General features: G+C 26.7%; 7 protein-coding genes. 2 read left to right on the forward strand and 5 right to left on the reverse strand.

Going from position 1 to position 4,461, the window contains the following annotated elements:
- Nucleotides 1–135: 135 nt before the first annotated feature.
- Nucleotides 136–537, forward strand: a complete 402-nt coding sequence (gene tnpA / locus ACRCYC_RS00160; RefSeq protein WP_438617172.1) for an IS200/IS605 family transposase — start codon at nucleotides 136–138, stop codon at nucleotides 535–537.
- 71 nt (nucleotides 538–608) lie between these two features.
- Here tnpA and ACRCYC_RS00165 read toward each other — a convergent pair whose 3' ends face one another.
- The 5 genes from ACRCYC_RS00165 to ACRCYC_RS00185 all read right to left on the reverse strand — a co-directional run bounded on the left by ACRCYC_RS00165 (nucleotide 609) and on the right by ACRCYC_RS00185 (nucleotide 3,282).
- Nucleotides 609–833, reverse strand: a complete 225-nt coding sequence (locus ACRCYC_RS00165; RefSeq protein WP_438617173.1) for a small, acid-soluble spore protein, alpha/beta type — start codon at nucleotides 831–833, stop codon at nucleotides 609–611.
- Between the two features lie 100 nt (nucleotides 834–933).
- Complete coding sequence (locus ACRCYC_RS00170; protein ID WP_438617174.1) at nucleotides 934–2,196, reverse strand: MFS transporter; 1,263 nt, start codon at nucleotides 2,194–2,196, stop codon at nucleotides 934–936.
- Between the two features lie 20 nt (nucleotides 2,197–2,216).
- Nucleotides 2,217–2,480: a hypothetical protein gene (locus tag ACRCYC_RS00175; RefSeq protein WP_438617175.1), complete on the reverse strand. Its 264-nt coding sequence runs from the start codon at nucleotides 2,478–2,480 to the stop codon at nucleotides 2,217–2,219.
- 11 nt (nucleotides 2,481–2,491) lie between these two features.
- The gene (locus tag ACRCYC_RS00180) at nucleotides 2,492–2,899 is read right to left on the reverse strand and encodes an SHOCT-like domain-containing protein (RefSeq protein ID WP_438617176.1); all 408 of its coding nucleotides are present in this window, start codon (nucleotides 2,897–2,899) and stop codon (nucleotides 2,492–2,494) included.
- Between the two features lie 20 nt (nucleotides 2,900–2,919).
- Nucleotides 2,920–3,282: a DUF2089 domain-containing protein gene (locus ACRCYC_RS00185; RefSeq protein ID WP_438617177.1), complete on the reverse strand. Its 363-nt coding sequence runs from the start codon at nucleotides 3,280–3,282 to the stop codon at nucleotides 2,920–2,922.
- Nucleotides 3,283–3,458: 176 nt separating this feature from the next.
- Between ACRCYC_RS00185 and ACRCYC_RS00190 the strand changes: the two genes are divergently transcribed.
- The gene (locus tag ACRCYC_RS00190) at nucleotides 3,459–4,307 is read left to right on the forward strand and encodes a C39 family peptidase (RefSeq protein WP_438617178.1); all 849 of its coding nucleotides are present in this window, start codon (nucleotides 3,459–3,461) and stop codon (nucleotides 4,305–4,307) included.
- Nucleotides 4,308–4,461: the final 154 nt, after the last annotated feature.

Here is a 4,461-nt window from a genome sequence, read left to right on the forward strand (position 1 = left end):
CTATATTGCTTTTAAGTAATTTTATACAATATCAAAACAATCTAACTAAATTAGAAAATTCACTTTCACCTATAAATCTAGCTACTAATTATAATAGTATTGAAGTTTTTTAATTTAATAGGTAATATATTTATTATGAGAAAAGAATATAGAATAGATAAAAAAAGAATTAGTTATTTAAAGTATAATTATGTATTTTGTCCACGATACCGAAGAAAGATTTTCGAAAATGAAGAGGTGAAAAAAAGATTTTATGAAATAATAAAATCAGAAGCAGAGCTTTTAAATATAAAAATCTTAAATATTCATTGTGGAGATGATTATTGTAAAGTACAGGTTAATCCATTATCGGATATAAGTCCTCACGATATAATCGTAAAGTTCAAAATATCCTCTTCTAAAATTTTAAGAAGTGAGTTTAATCATTTAAGTCACTTGGAAAGTCTTTGGACTAGAGCATCTTTTGTTACTACCGAAGACGAAATTTCTGAAGATATTTTAATGGAATATCTAGAACTTCAAAAAAAAAGAGGATAAAAAATATAGTATCTCAAAATATTAAGCTTTAGATAAAAATTTATCTTTACTCCATTTTGAGATACTATATTTTATTTTTTCTTACTATTATATTCTCTAAGTAATTGTTCTTGACCCATTTCTACAAGTCTTTTACTCATCATTCCACCTAAGTTACCCGCCATAACACCATTTTCATAAGCACTTTTATTAGCACCTTCTACATGATCACTTGCAATGCCTAATTCTCCTGCCATTTCTAATTTCATTTGATTTAAAGCTTGCTTTGCATTACTTACTAAAGGTTTTTTTGCCATTTAAATTTCCTCCTAACTTATAATTACCTATAGCTTTTACATAATAGATCTCTATTATTATGTATTTAATGCTAAGAAAGCTCTATTTTTACAAGTAAAATCAATTTTTTATTTCTTCTAATGTTTGATTTTTGGGATTATAATTCAATACATTTTTTACGCTTTTACTAAAAAGTATTGGAATACTAACTATTATTCCAATTAGAAAACAACCAATCATTATAGTTCTCGGATAAAATATATCTCCAAGTATTCCTCCAACTAATGTTCCTATTGGATGAATTCCCATAGATAATGTAAATACAATACTCATAACTTTACCTCTCATATCCTGTGGTATAACTACCATCATAGATGATGTACTCACTGTATTTGATATTGTATTTAAAAAACTTCCTAATGAAAAACATAAGCACATAAAGTAGAAATTATTTATAAGTATTCCTAAAAAGAAAAATAAACTTTGTGAAAATAGTGCTGGTAGCATTACCTTAGATCTATTTTCAGCTTTTATATTTACTTTAGTAAGAATTATACTAGCACTAATCATACCTATACTTTGAAACGCTGATATAATTCCAAATCTAGCAACTCCTAAAGACTCCTCCATCATAAATAACGGTCTTAATAAAAGAAAAAACATTGCATATAAAAAATTAAGGGAAAAAGCAACAAATAGTAATATTACAAAACCCCTAAAACCAAAAGTAAATTTTATTCCTTCTTTAAAATCTTCTTTAATTGTTAATTCAGTATTTTTTCTTTCCACTTTTGGAATATCTATAAAGATTTCACTTATTGTTGATACGATATAACTTATACCATTGAATATAAACATGACTGAAGCGCCTAGAATTGAATAAATAAATCCTCCAGATACACTTCCGATTAGATGTGTTGTTGATGTTGCCATTTGCTGAGCTGAATTTGCTTTTACTATATTATCACTTGATACTAAATCTGGTATAACTGAACTTATAGCTGGATTAAAAAATGCTGAACATATTCCGCATACAATCCCAACTATCATAACCATCCATACTTCCAAGAAATTATTAAAGGCTGCATATCCTACAAATACCATTCCTATACCTCTTATAAAATCTCCTAAAAGTATAAGTTTTTTTCTATCAAACCTATCTACTATCACCCCTGCAAAAGGTCCTATGATTATTCTTGGAATACTCACAGCTGCCATTAGCATCCCCATTATAGCAGATGACCCTGTTTTATCTAAAACCCAAAATCCAAGAGCCATGGAATAAAAAGCATCTCCTAGGCAAGATACAAGTTGACCTTGCCAAAGCAGAAAAAAATTTTTATTCCAAAGGTTATTTTTTTTAAAATTCTCTGTACTCTCCAATAATAATACCGCCTTTTATATTAAATTTGTATTTTAACAACTTCTCCATTAGGGCTATCTACTTCAACAAGAACTAGACCTTTATGATATTTTCTTAAGTATTTTAAACCTTTTATAAGGTTCGCCTTATTACAATCTGTAAATAAATCATCTACTATTTTATTGTCACTTCCATATTTAATACTAGAAACGTTTATAAATTTTAATACAGTAGTTATCATGCACATAGGTAAACTTATATTAATATCTCTTTTTATATCCTTACTTTTAACAAGTACTTTCAAACGATCCACCCCTAACCTATCTCAACTATAACTTTATCCCCATCATTACTATCAACTTCTACTAATCTTCCTTCAAATCCATTTTCAACAGCACTAAGTATACTATTTATGTCTACATTATGCTTTTCTAAATTCATTCCTCCCATAGCTGTATTTGTTCCCAATATTTTCAAAAATTCAACAGGTATATTAACTTTTACTCTTTCTCCATCACTGCTTATAACTCTTATATATATCATTTTACCTTTTGACTTGTTTTTTTCTATTTTTAAAAACTCTTCATCATTAATTACTACTTCTTTATGAGCTTTTTCTTCTTTATTGGAATTATTTTCTAATGCATCAAGTAATTTTATACCTTCTTCTGCACTTATTTTTCCATCTTCAACCATTTTTAAAATTCTCTTTTTATCTTCCATTATAAATTACCACCTTTTAATTATAAATTTTTTAATAATCTTATAGCTTCATCTGAAGATATCTCTCCACTTTCTAACATATCCATTATATTTTGTTTTTCTTTATCACTATCTTTTTTTATATTCAGCCCCAATACATTATTAACTTCATCCAATTTTCCTCTAACTGTCGGATAAGATATACTAAGTTTCTTTTCAACGTCTTTTATATTTCCTCTACACGCTAAAAATACTTCTACAAAATTTAATTGATCTTTAGATAACTTTTCAAAATTAGAAAAAGAAAAATCATTTTCTATTTTAGTACTACAATGACTACATTCTAGTTTCGTAATCTTAAGTTCTTCACTGCAAACTGGGCATTTTGTCAAAACTTTATACACACTATCACTTCCTTTTTAATACTTTATATTTAATTTTTTAACTTTATATTTTAAATTTTTTAAACCCCCTTGATATATGCCTTATATTTAATTTGCATTTTCCTCATTATCAATTTATAATTAATAACAATGTGTACAACATATTTCTATGAAATACAGCTAGGAGGATTTTTGACATGAAAGTTCGTTCGAAATTATTAATATGTGCAACTTTAATAGGAACTACTATTTTTTTTAGTCCTTTTTCATCAGACAAATTTAAATATGATATAAGCCACTTTACATATGAAAACATAACATCATCTGTTAAAAATATCTTAACTAATATAGAAGAATCTATTAATTTTAAATTTAAAGCTTCAGAAACAGCTTCAAATTTAAAGGGTTTTTTAACAAGCTTTACAAATGATATAAAACCATCTGTACATCTAGATGTTCCTGTTGAAAATCAAATGCCTGAGCTAAATAACGGTTGTGAAATTGTATCACTCCAAATGTTAGCTGAGTACAAAACAAATTCTAAATTTGATAAAATAGAGTTTGCTAAACTTTTGCCACTTGATCCTACTCCAATGATTACATCTAATTATAATGGTGAAACTGATATAATCTCATGGGGTGATCCTGATAAAGGGTTTGTTGGTGATGTTACAGGCACAGAAATGGGATATATAATAAATCCCAATCCACTATGCGAAAATTTAAAAAGTAAATTTCCAACTATAATAAACTTAACCGGTTCCACATATAACGATTTACAAAGTGAACTGTCAGATGGAAATCCAGTTGTTGTTTGGATAAATAAATCATTTGAATCTGTAGTATCTCCAGAACAATGGTACGTACCCAACTCAAACAAAGTTATTAACGCAGATTTTGATAATCATGCAATATTATTAACTGGATACGATTCTGATTATATATATTATAACGACCCTATAGGTGGACTTAAATTGAAAGTTGATAAAAATACTTTCATATCTAATTTTACTTATTTAGGAAGTAAAGCCTTAACAATTCGATAATTTTAAAAATAAGTTTAGATAACTCTAATTTTTCTAAGCTTATTTTTTTATAACAATTTATAAATTGCTTTTAATTTATCTCTTAATATAAGTATATACACACGCTTAATATTTGTCACTATTTTTTTAATATATTTAATATTTATTTTAATAT

It is taken from the genome of Paraclostridium sp., from assembly GCF_051657365.1.
Classification (GTDB): Bacteria; Bacillota; Clostridia; order Peptostreptococcales; family Peptostreptococcaceae; genus Paraclostridium.